The sequence below is a fragment of the Mesorhizobium sp. M0854 genome, from assembly GCF_040319815.1.
GTDB lineage: Bacteria > Pseudomonadota > Alphaproteobacteria > Rhizobiales > Rhizobiaceae > Mesorhizobium.
In genome coordinates, this window is the sequence record NZ_JAMYOL010000005.1 from 250,051 (window position 1) to 272,213 (window position 22,163).

21 protein-coding genes are annotated in these 22,163 nt (G+C 60.6%); 7 read left to right on the top strand and 14 right to left on the bottom strand.

The features are described from left to right. The 6 genes from NKH99_RS11860 to NKH99_RS11885 all read left to right on the top strand — a co-directional run bounded on the left by NKH99_RS11860 (position 1) and on the right by NKH99_RS11885 (position 6,436). The gene (locus NKH99_RS11860; RefSeq protein ID WP_352471911.1) at positions 1 to 1,059 is read left to right on the top strand and encodes an LLM class flavin-dependent oxidoreductase; all 1,059 of its coding nucleotides are present in this window, start codon (positions 1 to 3) and stop codon (positions 1,057 to 1,059) included. Then, the gene (locus tag NKH99_RS11865) at positions 1,056 to 2,531 is read left to right on the top strand and encodes an aldehyde dehydrogenase (RefSeq protein ID WP_352471912.1); all 1,476 of its coding nucleotides are present in this window, start codon (positions 1,056 to 1,058) and stop codon (positions 2,529 to 2,531) included. Before NKH99_RS11860 ends, NKH99_RS11865 begins: the two co-directional genes overlap by 4 nt. A gap of 83 nt (positions 2,532 to 2,614) precedes the next feature. Further along, positions 2,615 to 3,634 (top strand): ABC transporter substrate-binding protein, encoded by a 1,020-nt coding sequence (locus NKH99_RS11870; RefSeq protein ID WP_352471913.1) that lies wholly within the window; start codon positions 2,615 to 2,617, stop codon positions 3,632 to 3,634. A gap of 66 nt (positions 3,635 to 3,700) precedes the next feature. Then, on the top strand, positions 3,701 to 4,561 hold the full coding sequence (locus NKH99_RS11875) for an ABC transporter permease (protein ID WP_502893793.1): 861 nt from the start codon (positions 3,701 to 3,703) through the stop codon (positions 4,559 to 4,561). A 1-nt stretch (position 4,562) separates the two neighbouring features. Further along, on the top strand, positions 4,563 to 5,363 hold the full coding sequence (locus tag NKH99_RS11880; RefSeq protein WP_352471915.1) for an ABC transporter permease: 801 nt from the start codon (positions 4,563 to 4,565) through the stop codon (positions 5,361 to 5,363). After that, positions 5,360 to 6,436, top strand: a complete 1,077-nt coding sequence (locus tag NKH99_RS11885) for an ABC transporter ATP-binding protein (protein ID WP_352471916.1) — start codon at positions 5,360 to 5,362, stop codon at positions 6,434 to 6,436. Before NKH99_RS11880 ends, NKH99_RS11885 begins: the two co-directional genes overlap by 4 nt. Before the next feature lie 505 nt (positions 6,437 to 6,941). Here the strand turns inward: NKH99_RS11885 and NKH99_RS11890 are convergent. The 4 genes from NKH99_RS11890 to NKH99_RS11905 form a co-directional block, all read right to left on the bottom strand. Further along, positions 6,942 to 7,979, bottom strand: coding sequence for a phosphatidylglycerol lysyltransferase domain-containing protein (locus NKH99_RS11890; protein ID WP_352471917.1), 1,038 nt, complete (start codon positions 7,977 to 7,979; stop codon positions 6,942 to 6,944). 259 nt (positions 7,980 to 8,238) lie between these two features. Next, entirely contained in the window at positions 8,239 to 8,961 is a 723-nt protein-coding gene (locus NKH99_RS11895) for a glycosyltransferase (protein WP_352448862.1), read from the bottom strand. 108 nt (positions 8,962 to 9,069) lie between these two features. Next, positions 9,070 to 9,843: a glycosyltransferase family 2 protein gene (locus NKH99_RS11900; protein ID WP_353014138.1), complete on the bottom strand. Its 774-nt coding sequence runs from the start codon at positions 9,841 to 9,843 to the stop codon at positions 9,070 to 9,072. A 113-nt stretch (positions 9,844 to 9,956) separates the two neighbouring features. Beyond that, entirely contained in the window at positions 9,957 to 11,120 is a 1,164-nt protein-coding gene (locus tag NKH99_RS11905; protein ID WP_352997009.1) for a glycosyltransferase family 4 protein, read from the bottom strand. Between the two features lie 221 nt (positions 11,121 to 11,341). On the opposite strand from NKH99_RS11905, the gene NKH99_RS11910 reads away from it, so the two are divergent. Then, positions 11,342 to 12,322 carry a glycosyltransferase family 2 protein gene (locus tag NKH99_RS11910; protein WP_353014141.1) on the top strand — a complete coding sequence of 327 codons (981 nt, stop codon included), beginning with the start codon at positions 11,342 to 11,344 and terminating at the stop codon, positions 12,320 to 12,322. A gap of 30 nt (positions 12,323 to 12,352) precedes the next feature. Here the strand turns inward: NKH99_RS11910 and NKH99_RS11915 are convergent, their stop codons facing one another. The 10 genes from NKH99_RS11915 to NKH99_RS11960 form a co-directional block, all read right to left on the bottom strand. Continuing rightward, the gene (locus NKH99_RS11915; RefSeq protein ID WP_353014143.1) at positions 12,353 to 13,042 is read right to left on the bottom strand and encodes a sulfotransferase family protein; all 690 of its coding nucleotides are present in this window, start codon (positions 13,040 to 13,042) and stop codon (positions 12,353 to 12,355) included. 20 nt (positions 13,043 to 13,062) lie between these two features. Beyond that, complete coding sequence (locus NKH99_RS11920) at positions 13,063 to 13,752, bottom strand: sulfotransferase domain-containing protein (protein ID WP_353014145.1); 690 nt, start codon at positions 13,750 to 13,752, stop codon at positions 13,063 to 13,065. Positions 13,753 to 14,143: 391 nt separating this feature from the next. Further along, positions 14,144 to 15,322, bottom strand: coding sequence for a glycosyltransferase family 9 protein (locus NKH99_RS11925; protein ID WP_353014147.1), 1,179 nt, complete (start codon positions 15,320 to 15,322; stop codon positions 14,144 to 14,146). Next, entirely contained in the window at positions 15,312 to 16,496 is a 1,185-nt protein-coding gene (locus tag NKH99_RS11930) for a glycosyltransferase family 9 protein (protein ID WP_353014149.1), read from the bottom strand. Before NKH99_RS11930 ends, NKH99_RS11925 begins: the two co-directional genes overlap by 11 nt. A 9-nt stretch (positions 16,497 to 16,505) precedes the next feature. Continuing rightward, entirely contained in the window at positions 16,506 to 17,687 is a 1,182-nt protein-coding gene (locus NKH99_RS11935; RefSeq protein WP_353014151.1) for a glycosyltransferase family 9 protein, read from the bottom strand. Positions 17,688 to 17,693: 6 nt separating this feature from the next. Beyond that, positions 17,694 to 19,406, bottom strand: coding sequence for an ABC transporter ATP-binding protein (locus tag NKH99_RS11940; RefSeq protein WP_353014153.1), 1,713 nt, complete (start codon positions 19,404 to 19,406; stop codon positions 17,694 to 17,696). A gap of 312 nt (positions 19,407 to 19,718) precedes the next feature. Beyond that, the gene (locus tag NKH99_RS11945; RefSeq protein ID WP_352502411.1) at positions 19,719 to 20,261 is read right to left on the bottom strand and encodes a class I SAM-dependent methyltransferase; all 543 of its coding nucleotides are present in this window, start codon (positions 20,259 to 20,261) and stop codon (positions 19,719 to 19,721) included. 463 nt (positions 20,262 to 20,724) lie between these two features. Then, a complete protein-coding gene (locus NKH99_RS32720; protein WP_352977186.1) occupies positions 20,725 to 20,979 on the bottom strand; it encodes a DUF6894 family protein in 255 nt (84 codons plus the stop codon). 215 nt (positions 20,980 to 21,194) lie between these two features. Next, on the bottom strand, positions 21,195 to 21,485 hold the full coding sequence (locus tag NKH99_RS11955; protein WP_353014155.1) for a hypothetical protein: 291 nt from the start codon (positions 21,483 to 21,485) through the stop codon (positions 21,195 to 21,197). Between the two features lie 195 nt (positions 21,486 to 21,680). Continuing rightward, the gene (locus NKH99_RS11960; protein WP_352540545.1) at positions 21,681 to 21,848 is read right to left on the bottom strand and encodes a hypothetical protein; all 168 of its coding nucleotides are present in this window, start codon (positions 21,846 to 21,848) and stop codon (positions 21,681 to 21,683) included. Positions 21,849 to 22,163: the final 315 nt, after the last annotated feature.

The window sequence follows — 22,163 nt, forward strand, 5'->3', positions numbered from 1 at the left end:
ATGAAATTTTCGCTTTTCGTCCACATGGAGCGATCGGATCCGGCCAAGCCGCATTCCGAGCTTGTCGGCGAGCTGGAGGACCTGGTTGTCCAGGCCGAAGAGGCAGGGTTCGAGACTGCCTGGATCGGCGAGCATCACGGGATGGAATTCACCATCTCGCCGAACCCGTTCATCAACATCGCCTGGCTCGCCGCCAAAACCAGGCGCATCCGGCTCGGCACCGGAACCATCGTCGCGCCGTTCTGGCACCCGATCAAGCTTGCCGGCGAAGCAGCGATGGCCGACGTCGTCACCGGCGGCCGTCTCGACATCGGCATTGCGCGCGGCGCCTACGCTTACGAATACCAGCGACTTTTCCCAGGCCTCGAGGCCTGGGGTGCCGGCCAGCGTATGCGCGAGATGGTGCCGGCGCTCCGCGGCCTGTGGGATGGAGATTTCGAACTCGCCGGCGAGTTCTGGTCGTTTCCTTCAACCACCTCGTCGCCCAAGCCGCTGCAAAAGCCTTATCCGCCGATCTGGGTGGCCGCACGCGATCCGAACTCGCACGACTTTGCGGTTTCCAGCAAATGCAACGTCCAGGTGACGCCGCTTGCCTCCGGCGATGGCGAAGTGGCCAGCCTGATGGAGCGTTTCAACGCGGCGTGCAATGCCCACCCCGACGTACCAAGGCCGGAGATTATGCTGCTGATGCATACTTTCGTCGCCGAGGATGCAGCGGAGGCTGACCGGCTCGCGCAGGATCTGTCGCAGTTCTACTGCCAGTTCGGCGCCTGGTTCCAGAACAAGAAGCCGGTGCACCAGGGCATAATGGAAGCGCTGACCGAAGACGAGATCGCGGCCATGCCGCAATATGCGCCTGACAAGATCAGGCAGAACCTGGTCATTGGCGAAGCCGACGAGGTGATCGCCAGGCTGAAGGCCTACGAAGCGCTCGGCTACGATCAGTATTCGATCTGGATCGACAGCGGCCTTTCCCATCGGCGCAAGAAGAAATCGCTGCAGCTCTTCATCGACAGGGTGATGCCGGCCTTTTCCGAACCGAAAGCCGGATTGCGATGAGCACCACTCAATTCAGGAACTATATTGACGGCAGCTTCGTCGAAGTGGCGGCGACCTTCGACAGCATCGATCCCTCGACGGGCGCGCCATGGGCGAAGATGCCCGCTGCATCGTCTGATGACGTCGACCGCGCCGTCGAAGCTGCTCACCGGGCGCTTGGCTCCGGCACGTGGCCGGCAATGACGGCAACGGCACGCGGCAAGCTTCTGGTGCGGCTCGGCGATCTGGTGGTCGCCAATGCCGACCGGCTGGCGGAACTCGAGACGCGCGATACCGGCAAGATCATCCGCGAGACCCGCGCCCAGATCGCCTATGTCGGCGACTATTACCGCTATTATGGCGGGCTGGCCGACAAGAACGAGGGCTCGTTTGTTGCCATCGACAAGGCCGACATGGAAGTGACCATCCGGCCGGAGCCAATCGGCGTCGTAGCCGCCATTGTGCCGTGGAACTCGCAGCTCTTCCTGTCCGCCGTCAAGCTCGGGCCGGCGCTGGCGGCCGGCTGCACCATCGTTCTGAAAGCATCGGAAGACGGCCCTGCCCCGTTGCTGGCCTTCGCTGAACTCGTCCATGAGGCGGGATTTCCCGCCGGGACCGTGAACATCCTGACCGGCTTCGGCCACGATTGCGGTCACCGGCTGACCAGTCATCCGCTCGTCGCCCGCGTCGCCTTCACCGGCGGTCCCTCGACCGCTCGGCAGATCGTCAGGAATACGGCGGAAAACCTCGCCTTCACGACGCTCGAGCTCGGCGGCAAAAGCCCGGTCGTGGTGTTTGCCGATGCCGATCTGGACAGCGCCGCCAACGCGGTCGTTGCCGGCATCTTCGCTGCCACCGGCCAGAGCTGCGTCGCCGGCTCGCGGCTGCTGGTCCAGCGCTCCGTGAAGGACGAATTCCTCGACCGGCTCAAGCGCAAGGCCGAGGCGATCAGGATTGGCGATCCGCAGGATCCCGCGATCGAAATGGGACCGCTCGCCACCTCGCGCCAGCGCGAATGGATAGAGAAGATCATTGCTGAAAGCCTGGCCGCGGGCGGGCAACTGGTCACCGGCGGCATCCGCCCCGCGGGCATGGCGGACGGCTTCTATTACGCGCCGACGATTATCGACGCGCCTGATCAGACGCTTGCCTGCGTGCGCGAAGAGCTCTTCGGCCCGGTGCTCTGTGTGCTAGCCTTCGACAGCGAAGCTGAAGCGCTTTCGCTCGCCAACGACACGAAGTTCGGCCTGGCGTCCGGCGTGTTCACCACCAATCTGGCAAAAGCCCACCGCATGGCGCGCGGCATCCATGCCGGCGTTGTCTGGATCAACACCTATCGGGCGGTCTCGCCGCTGGTTCCGTTTGGCGGCTACGGCCAATCCGGGCTCGGCCGCGAGGGCGGCCTCGATGCGATCCGCGACTACACGCGTTCGAAATCGGTGTGGATACGCACCTCCGACGACCCGATTCCCGATCCTTTTGTCATGCGGTAGCCGCCGCTGGCCGGAGATGCGCGATCAAGGCGAAAACGACCGATCGCGAACAGACACCAACGAAAACAACAGAGGAGAACGACATGAAACTGATCATCACCGGCTTCCTTGCCGGATTTATTGCAACGACAGTTCTGGCAACGACAGCCGCAAAGGCCGAGGACATGGTCTTCACCAGCTGGGGCGGGACGACCCAGGAAGCGCAGACCAAATCCTGGGCCGAGCCGTTCACCGCTGCATCCGGCATCAAGGTCATGCAGGACGGCCCGACCGACTACGGCAAGCTGAAGGCGATGGTCGACAGCGGCAGTGTCAACTGGGACGTCGTCGACGTCGAGATGGATTTCGCCATCAAGGCGGCCAAGGACGGTCTGCTCGAGCCGATCGACTTCAAGGCCGTGCCGAAGGCCGACCTCGATCCGCGCTTCACCACCGATCATGCCGTCGGCAGTTTCTACTATTCCTTCGTGCTCGCCTGGAACAAGGGCGCCGTTTCGGGTGAACCGGCCGGCTGGGCCGACATGTTCGACCTGACGAAGTTCCCGGGCAAGCGGACCTTCTACAAATGGTCGGCGCCCGGTGTCATCGAGATCGCGCTGCTGGCCGATGGTGTTCCGGCGGACAAGCTCTATCCGCTGGATCTCGATCGCGCCTTCAAGAAACTCGACACCATCAAGTCGGACATCGTCTGGTGGGGCGGCGGGGCGGAGTCGCAGCAATTGATCGCATCCGGCGAAGCAACGTTCGGCCAGCTGTGGAACGGCCGCGTCTTCGCACTGGACAAGGAAGGCGCCGATGTCGGCGTCTCCTGGAACCAGAACCTGACCGCAGCCGACGTTCTGGTGGTACCGAAGGGTGCCAAGAACAAGGATACGGCGATGAAATTCCTCGCCGCGGCGAGCAGCCCCGCCGGCCAGGCCAAATTTGCCGAAGCCAGCGGCTATGCGCCGATCAACACCAAGGCCAAGGCAGAGATGCCGGCCGATGCCGTGAAATCGCTGCCGGACGCTCATGTCGACGGACAGATCAATCTCGACATGAACTACTGGGCCGCCAATCGCGACACCATCGCCGCGCGCTGGTATGCCTGGCAGGCGAAATAAGCCCGCCCCTGAACCGCAATGGACGAGACGGTTCGCGCCGTCTCGTCCCGTAGCCGGGTCGCTGTCATGTCGGTCGAAACACGCCGGAACTTTGGAACGGTGCGGGTGCCGGCAGGTCTCAATGGCCTGCTGCCGGCCCTGATTCTGATTATGCTGTTCTTCGTCGTCCCCGTGCTGGCGCTGCTTTTGCGCAGTGTCACGGAGCCCGAGCCAGGCTTGCAGAACTATGCTGCCCTGCTCGGTGACGGCACCTATGCGCGGGTGTTCTTCAACACATTCCTGGTCGCGGCGTTGGTCACCATCGTCACGGTCCTTGTCGCCTTTCCGGTCGCCTGGATGCTGGCGATCATGCCTTCGGGACCGGCCTCGATCATCTTCGGCATCATCATTCTGTCGATGTGGACGAACCTGCTCACCCGCACCTATGCCTGGATGGTGCTCCTGCAGCGTACCGGGGTCATCAACCGGACGCTGATGACCATCGGCGTCATCGACCAGCCGCTGCCGCTCATCAACAATCTCACCGGCGTCACCATCGGCATGGTCTATATCATGCTGCCCTTCATGATCCTGCCGCTGGTCGGCACGTTACGGGCGATCGATCCGATGACGCTGCGTGCGGCGTCGCTGTGCGGCGCAAGCCCTTTCCAGGCGTTCCGCCGCATCCTCGTGCCGCTGTCGTTGCCCGGCGTCGCCGCCGGTGGCCTGATGGTCTTCGTCATGTCGCTCGGCTACTTCGTAACGCCGGCACTGCTCGGCGGCACGTCGAACATGATGCTTGCCGAAATGATCGCGCAGATGGTCCAGTCGCTGCTCAACTGGGGGCTCGGCAGCGCCGCTGCCTTCATCCTGCTTGTCGTCACCATGGCTCTCTACGCGCTGCAACTGCGCCTTGCCGGTGCCAGGCGCATGAGCGGAGGCATCTGAGATGCTGCTCGACTATGACCGCATGGGTGGACTGCGGGTTGCCCTGCTCGGCTTCACCGCGCTGGTCGCCGGCTTTCTTCTGTTGCCGGTGGTCTTCATTGTCCTGCTCTCTTTCGGCTCGTCGCGCTGGCTGGCCTTTCCGCCGCCCGGCTGGACGCTCAAATGGTACCAGGAGCTTTTTGCCGATCCGGCCTGGCTCGGCGCCGCACTGACCAGCGCCCGGATCGCCACCATGACGGCGATCCTGGCAGTGGCGATCGGCCTGCTCGCCTCCTTTGCCCTGGTTCGCGGACGGTTTGCCGGACGTGAGATCGTGCGTGGCCTGCTGCTGACGCCGATGGTGCTGCCCGTCGTTGTCTTCGCCATCGCCATCTACGCGTTCTTCCTTCGCCTTGGCCTCGGCGGCACCACCATCGGCTTCGTCATCGCCCACACCGTGCTGGCGCTGCCCTTCGCCATCATTCCGATCGCCACCGCGCTCGAAGGGTTCGACAAGTCGATCGAGGACGCGGCAATCGTCTGCGGGGCAAGCCCGCTCGAGGCCAGGCTCAGGATCACCTTGCCGTCAATCCGGATCGGCATCTTCTCCGCCGCGATCTTTTCCTTCCTCGCGTCGTGGGACGAAGTCGTGGTGGCGATCTTCATGGCCAGCCCGAGCTTGCAAACCTTGCCCGTCAAGATCTGGGGCAGTCTGCGGTCGGACCTCAGTCCGGTGATCGCCGCTGCCTCCAGCCTGCTGGTCGGGCTGACGCTTGCCCTGATGGTGATGACGGCGCTGCTGCAGCGAAAGTTCCGGACATGACCCACCCTTTCCTCTCCATCCGCAATCTGCGCAAGGCGTTCGGGGCGATCGTCGCCGTGCACGACGTCACGCTGGACATTCCCAGGGGCGAGTTCCTGACCTTCCTCGGGCCCTCCGGTTCGGGAAAATCGACGACGCTCTACGCGATCGCCGGCTTTCAGGACCCGACTTCCGGCGATGTCTTGCTGGAAGGAAAGTCGCTGCTTGCGGTGCCCCCGCACAAGCGCAACATCGGCATGGTCTTCCAGCGCTACACGCTGTTTCCGCATCTGACGGTGGCCGAAAACGTCGCTTTTCCGCTGCGGGTTCGCCGCCGGCCGGACGCCGAGGTGAAGAAAAAGGTCGCCGACATGCTGGCCCTGGTGCGGCTCGAAAGCTTTGCCGGACGCTTACCCGGTGCGCTGTCGGGCGGCCAGCAACAGCGCGTCGCGCTGGCCCGGGCGCTGGCCTACGATCCTCCGATCCTTTTGATGGACGAGCCATTGTCGGCGCTCGACAAGAAGCTGCGCGAGGAAATCCAGGGCGAAATCCGCCGCATCCATCGCCAGACCGGCGTCACCATTCTCTACGTTACCCACGATCAGGAAGAGGCGCTGCATCTGTCGGACCGAATCGCCCTGTTCAAGGATGGCCGCATCGAGCAGACCGGCACCGGCGAGGATCTCTATCTCAGGCCGGCGACCGATTTCGTCGCCGGCTTCATCGGCAATTCGAATTTCCTCGCCGCCGAACATCTCGGCACCACCAACGGCACGACAACGATCCGCATGACAGACGGTTCGGTCATATCCGGAGTCAGGGCCAACGGCACGTTCGGCAAAGGCCAGAAGACCAGGCTGATGATCCGGCCCGAAGCCTTTAGCATGGAGCGGAGCCCGGCGAGCGCGGAACTGAATGTCGAGATCGTCGACATCGCATTTTACGGCGAGCGCCGGCGGATCGTCGCGCGCATCGCCGCTGGACAGGAGGTTGACATCAGGCCGACCTCCGCCGCCATGCAATCGCAGGATGTGTGGCCCTGCAGCCGGCAGGTCTTTTTCGATCCCGCTGCTGCATTCCTGTTTCCGGCCTGACCAAGCCGCGGTGGATCGCCGCCCTTCAACGCTTCGCAGCTGATTGGATGGCGGGCGCAACTCCTGTATCCATTGACAGTCGTCATGCTCGGTTGGAAGATGAAGAAGGTCAGCGGCGATAGCCATACGGGAAGGCAATGGTCCAACCGCCAGATACCGGACACCATCCTGGCAGCGTCGTCGCGGTCATCGTCATTTGTTTGATCATCGTTGCTTTGTTCTTCATAGGCTTCAGATACTCAAGGCCAGGCCAGGGTACCCTCGTTATTCCCGGCGGTACGCTGCAGCAACCGTGAATCCGACCCATTGGCGCTGACGCGAAGCCGTTCTCAGGCTGCCAAACGTGCCCGGCGGGACTGGGGGACGCCGCAGAATGGGCCGACGGTTCGCAGCCGGTCTTTTGCTTCCCGCCGCGGCATTCCTTTCCCGCCTAAACTAAACAACCAAGCCTGACCGGTGTGAGGTCGACCATACCAGGAGACGACGAGCGCTCAGCCACCAGGCACTAGACGGCCCTGATCAGCCGGAGCAGAGAAAGCGCTTCGAAAAAGGTCCCCTTGCGAAAGGCAAGATAGGTCGGCTCTTCGACACCATGGAACCGGCGCTTGAAGGCCGCCTGCCCCTGCAGATTGAAGCGGGTGCGATTGACCCAGGGGGAGTCATAGGCACGCTGGAAGGCGTGCCGCCAGAAATCGCTTTCGGCAAACCCGCTAGGTCCGATTTCGACAAGCGGCGACAGGCCTAGGGTGACGACGGAAACACCTTCATCGCGAAAGCGGTCGACCGCGAATTTGGTCAGGCCGATCTCGGCATGCGCCGAGGCATCGATGTGCTTGCGCTTGAACGAGGTGGTGTAGCCGATGACCTTGCCGTCGCTGAACAGCGGATCGAAATCCAGCAAGGCCACGAGTTCCCCATCCGGACCGTGCAGGACGAAACGGCGCATATCGACGCCAAGGTGATCGGCAAAGGGCCTGTTGAGAAATCTCATCTCCCAGCGCTTGACAATGCGGTCGGCCCGCCAATTCTGGGAGAGCCTGGCAATCTCGTCGAGGAAGACAGTCCCGTTGTCCTCTGCGAAGGAAAAACCCTTCTTCAAGAGCCAGCGTTCGGAATAGCGCACTGTCTCATTGCGCTTTCCGGAAAAGTCGTGTCCGGGCAGGACAAGCCTGGTATCGACGCCGAGGCGGTTGACCTGATAGCCAAGCCCGGCAAGCACGCGCGCCGTCTGGTCGCCGATCTGCACAAACCACGGGCTGCCGGCAACCTCGATGAAACGTCTGATATAGTCGCGCCGATCGGCCGGGGCAGCCACTGGATCACCGAGCGCGAAATGATGTCGCGTTTTGCTGCCGTAAGCGATGTAGCCCTGGGCATCGCCGAAGTAGTGAAGCCCCCTCTGCACGGCGGTCGAATAGGCAAGGGAAAAATCACCATGGCGACGGACCAGCGCCAGGCGCTCGACATGGTTCAGCTGCAGCCGCGGTATTTTAGGCCCGCGGTTCTCCAGGAAACGATCGAGGCGTCTTCGCAGTGACGGCATGGTCGACTTTCGCGTGCCGGCTAGGCCGATGAAAGAGCTGACGGACTCCAAACCGATCATATTGGCGCGAGCTGAACCTTATCTCAGCGCGGCATGGTTACCCGGCCGGAGCCGCCAGGTGCAATCTGCCCGGTCCCGCCCCCCGGCGGCAACACGTTGTCGACGCCCAGCGCCTGACGGCTGGTTGCTGCGCCCTTGGCGACATGAAAATCAATGCCACTTTCGGAAGCGCCCAGGTCACCTGCCAAACACGATGTTCTTATCGAACGGCGCTCTGAGAAGATTCCGCTTGATCGGAAGCCAGGAACTCGTCGCGTTCTGCTATCCACAAATCGGCGTAGTCGACATTCTGCCATTCGGCAAACCACGGGCCGCCGCTGGTATAGTGGACCGCCTTAGGTGTGCCGACCGCAGGCTTTTCATTCCAACCTTCGAGCCAATTCCACTCTACCGGCAATGAGCCCAAATCTTTGTCGGCAACCCACTGCATTCGGTGAAGATAGGCGCCACTTTCCTGATTCACGACCTCTGGCGTGAGCGATCTGACCGAAGGATGCGCGCAATTGAACAGCATCAGCGACGACCAGTTTTTCCGAGGATAGGACGTCTGGACCACACCATCCATCTTGGTTGTGGCCTTCGGCGTATAGTCATGCTGGACGCAATAAACCGCCTTGTCCGAGTCCGTATATTTCAGCAGGCCTGCGACGTCACCAAGCCACAGGAAATCGCAATCGCAAAACAGGGCCCAACCCGTGTAGTCGGCGAGAAAGGGCGTGAGGAAGCGCGTGTAGGTGAACTCCGTTGAGGCGAGCGGATCTTTTTCCCGCCAATATAGCCCGCGGGCACGCATCTCGTCCTGTTTGATCGGAATGACGGAGACAGGCGCCGACGCATGTTTGAGCAGCGAGTGTCGCGCGACGTCGTACGCGATCGGCTCACGGCTGTCCCATCCGATAAATACCCTAAACGCATCAGTCATATTCACTACCCTGGCTTTCGATTTTTACGGTCGTACACTAACTAGTTGGCGATGGCTCGGCAACAATTGCGGTCAACCAAGCCGGTTTCTCACAGATTTGTCCTGGCCTCAGCCTTGCGTTTTTGGGTGGACCGGGCCTCGCATTCCCAATGCGACACGGGCCCATTTCTGATAGGTGTAGCTGGCCGAATACGCGGCCACCATCGCACCAATGGAACCGTCCAGAAATCCCAGCCGGAAAATATAGCTGCGCACATAGGCCCAGACCGAGCGCAAAACCGCCTTGCCTATCGAGCTTTTTTTGCCCTCGGCAAGCAGTTGCACGGCGGACGCTTCTGCGTACCGGCCGATCTTGTCGTGGGCATCTGCCAAGTCGGTAATGGAATCGTGCTCGATCGGCTGGGACAATCGGCTGACCTTCCCGTTCACCAATACCTTCTCGTGCACGGTGTCGTCGCTGAACCGCCCGGAGCGGCGACGGAAGAGCCTGAGCACCAGATCGGGCGACCAGCCGCTATGGCGGACAATGTGCCCGCAAAAGCGCGATCTTCTTGGTATTTCGAAGCCGTCATTGGCTTTTGGGTCGGCGATTGCGGCCCTTATTTCCGCGCCGAGCGGCGCCTCCACCCACTCATCGGCATCCAGCGAGAGGATCCAATCCCCCGTTGCCGCGGCCAGCGCACGGTTTTTTTGCGCGCCGAAACCGGGCCAATCAACGGTCATCAGGACCTTGGCCCCCAGAGCACCGGCAATCTCCCTGGTCCTGTCGCTGCTGTTGTTGTCGAGAACGACGATCTCATCGGCAAAATGGACCGACCGAAGGCATTGCGCGATGGATGCCTCCTCGTTGCGGGTGATGATAATGACCGAGAGCGCCGGCACGGTCAGAATGCTCCGGCATCAAAGCTGCCACTGTCATTCGAATGCATCTGCAGCATCGGCTCCCGGCCCGTTAGCACACTGAGGGTACTAACCTAATTCAACAAAGTCGAAAATCATTTCAGATCAAGGCTTTCATAAAGCGCCATCATTCGCTTGATCATGACATTGAAATCATAGTGTTCGGCCGCCGCTCTCACCCGGGCCGCGGTGTCAGGTCGTGACGACAACCGCAGCGCGTGCGCGAGCGCTGCAGCGAGGTCGCTTTCGCTGGCCGCATCGCAAACGAGCGTCGGCTCGAACCGCTCGACAAGCTCGCGCGCTCCACAGCCGGTGCTTACCACGGCGGGCAAGCCGCTGGCCATCGCTTCGATGACCACTGTGCCGAAAGGATCATAGATGGAAGGCAGCACGGCAATATCGGCCGCGCCGTACCACGGCAGCATGTCTTTCTGCGGCCCTAGCATCTTGAGCCGTGCGCCGAGACCGAGCCTGTCACCGGCCTGCCTGAAAGCGTTGGCGCGCGAATCATGGCCGATGACCCACAATTCAGGCTCGCCATCGCGCCTGGCGGCCGCCTTCATCAGTGCAAGCAGTCCTTTTCGCGCAAAGCCCGAGCCGACAAACAGGACGACCGGCCTGTTTTCGTCGACGTCGAGCCGCGCGCGGATTGTCGCCCGATGCTGTTGGCGCAGCTGCAGGTTGAAACGGTCGAGATCCACCCCGTTGGGAATATGGTGCACATTTTCCGCCGGATAATCGTAGTGACGGACAATGTCCTCGGCGACCATCTTCGAAATCGCTATGACAGCTTTGAGCCGTGGGCTGGCATAGGTTGCGCGCTCGAGGCGCAGCGTCTGGCGGTGAAAGGGGCTCAGCGCCATTGCCGCCCTGCCAAGCCGCGTCTCGAAACGCCGCCGCTCGGCAAGATAGGCGGCATGAACGCCCTCCCCGGCCCGGAAGACATCGCAGCACGGGAGGCGATCGTTGCTCTGCACCAGCGCCGGCGGCATTTCGGCGATCTTGCGGCAGGCGGCTTGAGCAAAGGACGTCGCCCGCAGCGAACGCGGAAACCGGCGTCCGGCACAATGGATGAACTCGATGCCTTCATAACGCGGCCAGTCGCCGGACAGCACGGCCACCCGCCGCTGACGCGCGGCGAATGCGGCCATGATGTTTTCCAACATGATCTCGCCGCCACCGAAGGGCGCATAACGCTGGCGCACGAACAGGATCGGCCTGTCGAATTGAATTTCGGTGCCACGGATGCCGGCGTGCATGGGGTCTGGGCTCCGGCCTTGTTGCCATCTGACGATGTCTATAGAGGCCAGCTCGCATCGGCAACACTTGGAAAGCTCCCCCGCCGGAACTCAGAACAGGCCTGTGTCCATTGTCCGCAACTGCTTGCGATTTGCCTAACGGTGCTGCATGTAGAAATTAACTGCAAACAGCGGATCAGCGCCAGCTCCAGCCGGTGACCGCCATGAGGGGAATCGATGGCTTGAGCAAAGCAACCTGGCCCGCCATTGTCCGCCGGACGATTACCGACACCGCCATATATCGGCTGAGACACACCTTCGGAAGACGGGCAGAAGTGTCATCGCTGCGGCCGATAACGCCCCTTAACGCGAATGACCTGCCTTTGATCCTCGTCATCCGCAACGAGGCGGACAGGCTACCCCCGTTCCTGAAGCACTATCGCGAACTCGGCGTCACCAGATTCGCCGTCCTCGATGATCGCTCGACCGACGGCACAGCTGAGCTTCTGGCCGAGCAGCCAGATGTCGATCTATTCAGCTCGCCGGTCACCTATTCGCAGTCGGACCTGGGAAACCTTTGGCGGCAGCGGATTGTGCAGATCTATGGTCAGCCTCGCTGGTATCTGACCGTGGATGCGGACGAATATCTTGTCTATGACGGCATGGATCAGCATCCGCTCGGTGCGATGGCCGACTGGCTGAAGCGGCGCGGAATGACACGCCTGCTGGCGCCGATGATCGACATGTATCCGAGCGGAAACATCTGGGACGTACCCTTCGATCCCATCGTGCCGCCATGGCAACTTGCAGACCATTTCGACGGCAGCGGCTATGAGGTGACGAGGAGCCCCCGGCATCTCAAGATCACAGGCGGCCCGAGAACCCGGCTTTTCGCCAGGCAGCACAAGTTGACCAAGTTTCCTCTGATATATGTTGATCGCCAGACGATTTTTACGTCGATTCACTCACCGCTGCCCTACTGGCGAAACTATATAAAGGGATTGGCTGGCCTGCTTCATTTCAAGTTCTTCGCCGATTTCAACGACAAGGCGCAGGTCGCGGTGGCGGAAGGTCAGTATTGGAACGGCGCTTCCAAATATCGCCAGTATCATGAGGTATCGAGCGGTAAAGCCGCTCTCAGCGCGATGAGCGAACAGTCAATGCTGTACGAAGGCGCTCACAGCCTGTTCAAAACGGGTTTGATCGACAAAATTGATTGGTAGACGGCATTTCAAGCAGATGCCGAACCGACATCATGCATAACCGAATGCTTTCATAAGCTGGGCACCTCGTCCTTGTACCAGGTCCTGTAGCTCGGCGTTTCCAAGTTCGGAGCGCCATCTTCCGCTCCCGTCATAGATCGGCTGATTGACCTGTTGGTTCCGGAGCACCGCATGTGGCGTCTCGCCGCTGGCGTCGGTCGGCTTGAACCACTGCTGCGGGTTCTTGTGATAGTCGAGGAGATCCGGGCTGAAGGTTACATCGAGAAAGCCGCATATCTGCTCGACGACTTTGGCCGGATTCTCGACCAGGTCCTCATAGCGATAGATCAGCACATCCGGCTTTCCCCGTTCCGCAAGAACCAGCGCATTGTCGCTGATCCAGCGGTCGAGAGCCTCCGTTGGGTCGCCAAGTCGTTTGATCAGGGACGCTACGACGTCGCGTCCATCTCGCACCGGCATGACGAAACGCGCGCCGGGCACGAGCCGGCGAATGCGGGCGACACGGCGGATATGCCGCGGTGTCTTTTCAAGCAGCACGTTCTTTCCAGCATCGAGCGCCGCCCGCTTCAGTTTCCAGAAGCGGAACATGGCCAGTGGCGTCCACTTGAAGAAAATGTTGGTTTCCTGGAGCGGCAGGTAGACGTCGGGATGCGACGCAAGGATCGTCGCAATCAACGTCGTCCCGCTATGGCCGCAGCCGCAAATGAATCCGGTCCGCATCACCATGTCGGCAATGCTCCCTAACCCAAGGCGACCCGGGCGCGGTTATCGACGCGAGCGTAGCACAAGCCGTTCGTGCTAAAAACCTTGTCCAGCTTCTCCCAATATTCGAACTTAGCCAACTGCTCGTCACAATAGGCCACATCGTCCTCGGAAAGATATTCGCCGTAACCGCCTATCTTGCCCCTGCGCACCTTGAAGCTTTCGGGATCATTCGCATCGCGCGGCTGTAATATCTTGCCGTATCGATCGGACAGATCACCGGTCGATTCACTCACTTTCATCTTGTCGAACGTTCGGTTGTTCGCCACCTCGACAAGCGTCCGATCGTCAGCCTGCTGGTTCAGGAATCCAAGGATCGCGCGAAGGACACCAGCGGTATCCCGATGCATATCTTCATATTGAAGATACCGGATTTCGCGCATCCGGGGCATGGCCGCGAACCAATGCAGATTGAATCTGATGATCTTTTCAATCCCATGATTGTCGCTTCTGATAAAATCACTGAACGATCCCGCTGGAAGCATGTGGCGCTTCTGAACCTGAAAGTACCCTGAGACCACCGTATCTCTTGGATCGCGAACAAGCATTATTGTTCTTCTCTTCTTGTATCGAGATTTATTCTCCTTGAGGCTCGATTTCGGTCGAAGTAACTTGTGGTCGGTTCCGTCGTGAATGTATTGAACTTCAACTCCGAGATCGTCCAGCATGACACGTAGCCACGTGCGCCCCGATTTTGGAAAGGATACGATAAGAGGAAGAGGCGGCGCTTTGGCCTGGAAAAATTTTAGAAAGGACATGGGAGAGACCTCCATTAGATTATCAGAGCTGGCGCCCGAACCGCTGCCGGCCAGACCAACCCCATTACTGGGCGCCTAAGCCTACGGCTAATTCGAACACAAGGCAGAAATGCCAGCAAGAATTGCGATCCTCTGCGGGGCGAATTGGCCTTTACTATATCCCGGTTCGGAATGCCTTATGTTTTTTGGCCTGTTGCGACGACTGTTCGACGCGGGCGCTCCATTCCACGATCCGTCGGCCGAACCCTTAATGCGGATCGCGTCGAAGCGTCTTCAGTGACGCCCTTTCGGACGACATGCATTAGCCACTCACTTTTGTGAGCCATGGCGCCAGGATGGCCTCGGCCTCGCCCATCACCACGGACCAGGGGCGTTCCCGTTTCGAGACCAGCACGGCCGATGGATAGTAGGGCGTGCGGTCGCCCTCGACCGGCCAGGAGCGCTTGAAGCCGTCGCCCAGAATGAAAATCGAGGGGATGCCGAGCGCGCCCGCCAGATGCGCTCCGGTATTGCTGATGGTCACCACGGCGTCCATCGCGGCAACCTGCGCGGCGAAAAGGTCCATGTCGACGAGCTGATCGACCGATCTGTCATGAAGAATGCGCTCCGGCTCACCGTCGGTCAGGAACTTCAGATCGGTCTCGATCTGGCCGTACTGCAGCGAGACGAACCGGAGGTCCGGTCGGCCTATCAGGTTTCGCCAGGCGGCAAGCGGCGGCAGGTCTTTGCCAGGATTCGAGCTGCCCCATGCGATACCGACCAACGGCCGTCCTTCATGCCGGTAGCGGGCGCGAAGTTCAGCGACCCGGGCCGGATCCGGCTTAAGGGGCACGAAATGCTCGCGGATCGTCGCCTCGTCGGTCTCGAAAACGGCAGTCAGATGCTGGACGCCGGCGAAGGCCTGCGCCTCGCCATAGGCAGCCTTGCCGTCAGCGCCGACCGGCCGCACATCGGCGGTCGGAAAAGTGCGCTGAAAGAGCGGTACCAGGCGGCGCTCGACCAGGACGATCGAACGGGCGGCGCGCGCCAGGGCACAGCCGACGGAACTCGCATGATGGATCGCGGTGGCCAGACCCTGCTTTTCGGTTTCCATCAGATCGATCAGCAGTGTCTGGCCAGAAATATCCTGGCCCAGCCACTCGCCATCGACGCGGCCGTTGACGATGTGGCGTCGGGCGATCCTGAGTTCGGCGGCTGCGCCATAGGCGCCCATCCGCATCAGCGCCTTGCTGAGCTCGTCGATCAGGTGGACCTCGCCCCTCGACTTCGCAATGGATCCAAGAGCCAGGGCTTTCGGCAGTGCCGCCGGCCAATCGCGGGACTCGACGCTTCGCCGATAATCCGCCATCTGATCGGCAATGTCGCCGTCGCGCCAGCGAAGGAAGAGCTGCCGGCGGTGACGTCGGAACCAGACCTTGTATTTGTAGCCTGCAAGCGCGACAGCGCGGCGCAACCGGCCGAGAAGTAGGCTACCTTCCATCGCCAACTCCGCTGATGATTTGCATGACCCGTCCGCCTGCTTCCTGCACTGCCGACGCCCAGGCTCGGCCGCCTTTTCGGACCAGTCGAACGCTCGGATATGCGGCGACGGTCTCACCGAAGGCAGGCCAGGACAGTCGAAACCCGTCGTCGAGCATGACAATCGTCGGCACGCCGAGCGCTCCGGCCAGGTTGGCGCCGGTATTGCTGATCGTCACCACCGCGTCGAGCGCCGCAATTTGGGCGGCAAAGCGGTCCATGTCCGTCAACTGGTCGACGGTAGCGTCATGGATGATGCGCCCCGGCGCGTGGCGCTCGAACTCGGAGAGGGCCGGCCCGACATCGCCATATTGCAAGCTGACGAGGCGCCCCGGCAGGCTGCTGAACAGCGTCCGCCAATCGTCCAGGGCCGGCAGATCCTTGCTCTTGTTGAGGCTTCCCCAGGCAAATCCGATCAGGGGACCTGGGCCGCCATCGAGATAGGTGCCGCGCAGCTCGGCAACCAGTCGGCGGTCCGGCTCCAGCGGAACGAAGGGCGCGCGTGCCGCCGGGTCGTCCGGCCAGAAATGCTTTGCGAGTGTCTCGAAACCGGCAACGACATCGGCGTCCACTGCCGCCATGTCCTCTTCCCCTTCAATCCTGACATCAAGCGCAGGATATGTTCTGCGATAAAGCGGTGCCAGTCGCGGCTCGACGAAGACGATGCATCGACCGGCAGCCGCGACAACTGGACCAAGCAGCGACGCGAACTGGAAAAAGATCGCCAGGTCGCCTTCGCGACGATCGACGAGAAGCGTGCGACCCGCAAGATCACTGCCATCCCAATCGGGTCTGCCGCGCTGCTTGCTCGCCGCCATCAACTGCCAGATGCGATTTCCTCCGTCGAGACGCCTCAGTCCGCGCCCCGCTTTCTTGATCAGGCCGAGATCGCCAAGCTGCTCACCAAGCGCGCCAAGCGCCAGTGCATGGTCGCGAGCAGTTTGCCAATCACCACGCTGCACGCTTTCCTCCATCAGCCTCATATGCCGTTCGGCGCTTTCGTCGGCGTGGCGCGAGGGACGTCTAAGAAGTTCCTTTGCCCGCTCGAGGACCTTCTGCAGCCGCTTGCCGACGGCGCCCTGCGGGCGCAGATCGGCGGTTTTTGCCTTCTGAAGGATGGTTCGTCTGTTCTGCACGGCGATGTTCTATCGTCCCCGGGGAGCGTCGGAAAGCGTCGTCAGGATCGACGAGAGCCGCCGGCCAGCCTCGTCGAGCACCAGCGACCAAGGGCGCCCCTCCTTGCGAATGACAATGCCCTTCGGATACCAGGGTGTCCGGTCGCCGGTCACTGGCCATGCCGTCTGAAAATTGTCGTCGATGAGGAAAACAGTCGGCACGCCAAGGGCTCCCGCAAGATGGGCCGCCGTATTGCTGATCGTCACGACAGCATCGAGTGCAGCGACCTGTGCGGCGAAACGGTCCATGTCGACCATCTGGTCGACGCTATTGTCAAAGATCAGACGCGCGTCGTTGCCGTTGCGAAGGCGCCGCAACGCCGGCTTGATCTGTCCGTACTGGAGCGAAACGAATGTCGCTTGTGTCTGGGCGATGAACCGTGCCCATTCAGAAAAATCAGGCACGTCCTTGGCATGGGACTTGCTGCCCCAGGAGAGACCGACCAGCGGCAGATCCGTCATCGAGCGATAGCGCTTGCGGAATGTCTCGACGAGTTCAGGATCTGCCCGCAGCGGCACGAAGTCGGCAGCAAGTTTTTCGGCATCGCGTCCGAACACCCAGGCGAGATCTTCGAAAGTCGCGTGTTTGTCGCCGACCACATCCCGCTGCGCCGGGACCACGGTCGCCTTCGGGAACGTTCGCTGCAGAATTGATACCAGGCGCGGCTCGACCCGGATTGTTGCGCTTTGCGCATAGGCAGCGGCAGCGCCGGCCAGTCGCGCGTGGCGGATAACCCGGCCAAGGCTGCGCGGGTCATCCTCCACAAGATCGATCAGCAGTGTATCCGATCCGAGATTCTCGCCGGTCCACTCGTTGGCGCCTTCCCCTTTCCGCAGCCGGCGAGCGGAAAGCCGAAGCTCAGCTGCCCGCGCAAAGTTGCCAAGGCGTTCGAACGCCTGGCCCGCCTTCTGCATCAGCTCGGGGTCGCGATTATGATCGGCCGTGACAGCCATCTCATTGGTACCGGCTTCAAGGCCTTTCCAGTCCCTGCGCACAATCAGGGCCGCAACCTTGGCCTGCAACTCAAGAATGGAACGAGGCTGCTTGCGACCGGAAAACAACCCGCGCACCGCCTTTTTGTACCGGCGCACCTGAAGGCCCAGTCCACCAATCACATACCGGACATAGGAACCGTGATAAAAGCTGGTCATCGGCCTTCAGCGCAATACGCTCTGCCGCAGCTTTTTGCCGCTTTCGACCATCGGATCGGCCGTCTCCAGGTGGAATATCGAACGATATATCTCGCTGTGCTTGGAAAGCTGGTCATGCGTTCCAGCATCGACAAGCTGTCCGGCGTCAAACACGAGAATACGATCGGCCGCCTTGATTGTAGACAGCCTGTGCGCAATGCAGATCACTGTGCGCTGAAATGTGTTGTCGAAGGCTGCCTCCATGACTGCCCGTTCGTTTTCACCGTCAAGCGCCGATGTCGCTTCATCATAGACGATTACCGCAGCATTCTTGAGCAGGGCGCGTGCGATGGCAACGCGTTGTTTCTGCCCGCCGGACAGGTTGGTGCCGCTTGGCCCGACAAGCGTGTCGAGCCCGTTTTCGAGCGCCGAAGCAAAGCTGGTGACCCGGGCGAGATTCGCAGCGGACTCGATTTCCTGATCCGTGGCATTCGGGCGGCCGTCGCGAATGTTGTCGCGGATCGAGCCTTCAAACAGGAAGACGTCCTGTGACACAAGTGCGATGTTATCGCGGACGTCGGCCAGGCTGATCTTCGAAATGTCCTTTCCGTCGATCAGGATCCTGCCCTTGTCCGGCTCCATCAGACGCAGGATCAGATTGACGATGGTGGTCTTGCCGGCGCCGGAGCGGCCGACGATCGCCAGCTTCTCACGAGGTCGCACATCGAAGGAAACACCCTCGAGCGCGGGGCTGTTGCCGTCATAGGAAAAGGCCACATCTTCAAAGCGGATACCACCATCGACGTCGGTCAGACGCTCGCCCGCAATCGCGAGTCGCCGCTGCTCGGGCGTGTCGATCAAGTCATACATCTGCTCGACGGCGACCATTTGCTTCTGAATGTCGACATTGACCCGGGCCAACCGCTTGGCAGGCTCATAGGCAAGCAGGAACGCGGTAATGAAGGCCATGAATTCGCCGGGCGTCTTGCCGTTGCCGAGGGTCTGCCAGCTGGCGTACATAACGAAAAGCCCGATGATCACGCCGCCGCCGGTCTCCATCAATGGGCTCATCAATGCTGACGTCCGGTTGATCTGGATGCCACGTCTTTCCATCTTGCGGACGGCCTTTGCAAAGCTGGCGACGGCCTTGTCCTCGAGCTGGAAGGACTTGATGGTGCGGATGCCTTCGACGGCTTCCGTGCCGATCGACTGGACCTGCGCGGCCAATTCCGTCTCGCCCCTCGCCAGCGCCTTGAGCTTCCTTGTTATCGCGCCGACTGACAGGAACAGCATCGGCAGAACCGCCACGGATATCAGCGACATCACCGGGTCCTGCTTGACCATGACGCTGGCCAAGGCAATCAGGGTCAGCAGATCAGAGACGGCGCTGCTCGTGAGGGTGAGAATAACGGTCGCCCCGGCGCGCGCGTTGAACATGATTTTGGAGATGAATTTTGCCGGATGCTGGTTCGCGAAACGGCTGATGTCGAAACGCACCATTCGAGAAAATTGCCGGTTTTGCAGGTCCGAAACGATAGCCCGGCGAATCTTTCCCGTTGTGACGGTCTGGCAGTAGGCAGCTATGCCCTTGACCAGGAAAATGCCGATGATGACGACGCTGATACCCGATACAGCGGCAGCATCTCGCTCGACATAGATGGTGTTGATCATGACTTTCATGATCCAGGCCGTCGCGCCGACCGCGGCAGCAGCAGCGATCGAGCACAGCAAACCTGTCACATACAGCATCTTGTGCGGCGGCAGATTTTCGCCAATCAGACGCTTGATCAGCGGATATGCCGGGACCGTTGACACTCGTTTCTTTGCAATCATCTTGTCGCCGCCCGTTGCGATCCCGTCCGGTCTTCGTGTTGTCTTGAAGCACGAGACGGTTTCGATCACCTGTCTGTGGCTTCGTTCCCGACCGCAGTCAATGCCGAACCGGATCCTTGCACGTCATCGGCTTATGACTGTCGGTTCCTCGCGTCCGAGCATAGCGGATCCCAGCCACGCGGCTCTTGCGCCATTCGCCGTCGGCCGCGCTATGCCCGGTCAGTGTTTCGCGAGGACCATGAGATGGCTTCCAAGAGGCGATGTGTGATTGCTTTTGATTGAAAAGCCCACATCCGAAAGCACCGCGATCATCTCCTTATCCTTGCCAGGAGGGACGCGGGCAACGATCGTTTGAGCACGCCCGGCGATATCGCACAGCACGCGTCGCGCCTTATCCGCGCCGAGGCTCCACTGCATGTGATGGTAGACCGCCAGCAGCATGACGATGTCGTACTGCGGTTTGAGAACATTTTGCAGCTTCCGGCTGCCAAGATCGAGACAATCGAACTGGCTTTGGACCGGACAACCCAGGAAGATCATCCTGGCCGTCTCGATATGCGGCTTGAGAATGTCGATCCCATGGATCGAACTCGGTCCTAGCTTGGATATCTCATAGGCGACAATACCCATGTTGCAGCCAACATCGAGAATGGATTTCCCGGCGTAGTCGACCTCTGCTGAGAATAGGCCGTCCAGTCGGTCGTCCCACGTTCCCTTGAATCTCTTTTGCTTATTTGACCACCACAAATCATTGTTCTCCAAAAACGGCGCCGGACTGGTTTCCTTGACGGAGGGGACTGTGCGCCCGGCCTAACTCGGTCTAGTAGCTGGCGCGCAAACGACACTGTCCTGAGCGTCCTGTAAACGCAACCGCGGGAGAAAGGAACTCCTGATCACAGCATCCTGCGAAGACGTTTCGGTAAGTTGACGAATACCCGGCCCGACAAATCGACATACTGGTTGGAAATGGCAACGTCGCTTGGCGCCCCCTACCCGTGCCTGCCCTCGAGTTCCTGAAACGCACGATAGCCCGGGCCGGCACACGCAGGGACATAAGTAATGCCCCGTAGGCAAGGCAAGCCATATTTGTTCTTGCTTTGTGCCGGCAGCTATGCTACTAATTTGGCTACGGTGCTGATTTGCACTAACGACCGTCTTGCCGCGACATGCGGTTTTTCAGCCGGGCTCGATCAAAGCTCGCCCGCATCGCGGGGCTTTTGGCCAATCACGGCCGAGTGCCGGCCTTTTCGGCAGCTTCCGAGAATGGAAATCGGAAAAGCAGCTTCCGGTTCTCGTCGCAGATTTCGAAGGAAAGACCTGTCAGGACCGGGCTGCCGCTGAGCAGGCCCTCGGCCAGGATTTCCTTGGCCGAGGCCATTGCGTTATCCTGAGCCGCGGACAAACCGTCCAACTCCTGACCCTCGAAATCTTCCGTCAAGCGGCCCTCATTGTTTCGGAAATGGAAAAAATATCTCGGCATGGCTGCTCCGGTCGGTCGGTTTCTCTAATGCATGTCGCGCAAAACTGTGCAGCGGTTTTGCGGCAACGACATGCACAAAAACAGGCACTTACAGCGCATCGCATGAGGCCGATCGACGCGATGCGCTTTAGTGGCGAGCGCCTCAGGAACAGCGTCGGATTTGTGCACGACAGCACCGTGCGATTTTGGAGTTGGGATTCATGGCGTTTAGGCCTTCATGCGTCAGGTCGATCGAACAGCACCCCCAGCCCGTGTTCGAACGCACATGCCGCAATCATGTCGTCCAGGACTTTTCCGGAGGCCGGGCAATTCGGCATGACAGCCCTGATCGCGATCTCAGCCGCTGCGGTGGAAACCGCATCGTGGCGCCTCTTCCTGGTCTCCATGTATTGCTCGAGCAGAATTTTCAGGCGCCGCGCGGCAATCTCGTCAACGACCATCGTTCTCCCTCGATTCGGCACAATCCGTCTTCCGGGTCTGTCCTCCGGATGAAGGTCCGCTGCCATTGGGTAGCAGCGGACCACTCGGCTGGGTGAGCCAATGACCCGAGGCGGGGGTGTCTCGGACCGACACCACAATAGCTTCGGCAGGCCACTCGTTCCACAGACCGCTGTCGTTGGTAATTTTCGTACACTGAGCATTGCCGCAGACAGTCTGCGACGGTGGGATTTTTGCGTTATGCCCGTAGCCTGATAACCGGATCAGCTTCGGCTTCGATCGACATAGCTGTAGATGCCCGCGCCGATCGCGACCGCTCCTACAGTGATCAGAATCGATGGCACACCCATTAACGTGGCGATGATCCCCCAGACAATGGCGACGGCAATTGCGCCGGCCGTTCCCAGCACCAGTCTAAGCCGTTTCGACATTTTCCGTTTCCCCCAAAGTGCATCTTCCTTTTTCCGGTCGAAATACCGCAATGCGGCAGCATTGTCTGCGCTTTGTTCAACTTTTTCGCCGCCCCTGAGCCCGACCGCTGAGGCGTAAGCGATCCGTATGCGGCCTTGTTGCAAATACCCGCTCGACAATCAGGAAGCTTGGGCGCGAGCCCGAGAAGCGAGGCGTCAGAAAGCGAGGTATCTATGCAAAATTTTCGGAATTTACTCCGGTTCTCGATCATGGCCATGGCGGCCACGACAACCGCAATAGTGATCACCGGCCTTACCCCCGAGACAACCGAAGCG